General features: G+C 67.7%; 1 protein-coding gene. It reads left to right on the top strand.

Going from position 1 to position 679, the window contains the following annotated elements; translation table 11 throughout:
* Positions 1-14: 14 nt before the first annotated feature.
* A partial coding sequence (locus IE247_RS33975; RefSeq protein ID WP_190127224.1) for an AMP-binding protein occupies positions 15-679 on the top strand: 665 nt, incomplete at its 3' end.

The following is a 679-nucleotide window of genomic DNA, read 5'->3' as shown; positions in this document are numbered from 1 at the left end:
TGTACGCGGTGGATTTGTTCGACGAGGTGACGGCTCGGGGGTTGTCGGAGCGGTTGGTTCGGGTGTTGGAGCGGGTGGCGGCTGATCCGGATGTTCGGGTCAGTGAGATTGATGTGCTGGGTGAGGGTGAGCGGTCTCGGGTGGTGGAGCGGTGGAATGAGACCGCTGTGCCGGTGGTGTCGGGTTCGCTGGCGGGGTTGTTCGAGGCTCAGGTGGGTCGTTCGCCGGACGCGGTCGCGGTGATCGGTGGGGATCGTCGTTGGTCGTACGGGGAGTTGGACGCGGCTGCTGATCGGGTGGCGTGTGGTCTGGTGGCTCGTGGTGTGGGCCGTGGTGATCTGGTGGGGGTGCTGCTGGAGCGTTCGGTGGATCTGGTGGCGGTGCTGCTGGGTGTGGCGAAGGCGGGGGCGGGGTTTGTTCCGGTGGATCCGGCGTATCCGGTGGAGCGGATCGCGTACATGCTCCGGGATTCCGCTCCTGCGCTGGTGGTGTCCTCGGCCGGGACTGGTCCGCTGGTGCCGGAGGGTACGCCGTCCTGGGTCTTCGACCCCACGACCGATCCCGCTACCGACCCCGGCCCGGACCTCGATCCCGGTGTGGTGGAGCGGGCCGGTCTGGACGATGTCGCGTACGTCATCTACACCTCCGGCTCCACGGGCCGACCCAAGGGTGTGGTCGT

It is taken from the genome of Streptomyces inusitatus (assembly GCF_014651115.1).
Taxonomy (GTDB): Bacteria; Actinomycetota; Actinomycetes; order Streptomycetales; family Streptomycetaceae; genus Streptomyces; species Streptomyces amakusaensis.
Note: the sequence above shows the minus strand (reverse complement) of the source record. Positions and strands in the feature narration are given on the sequence as shown.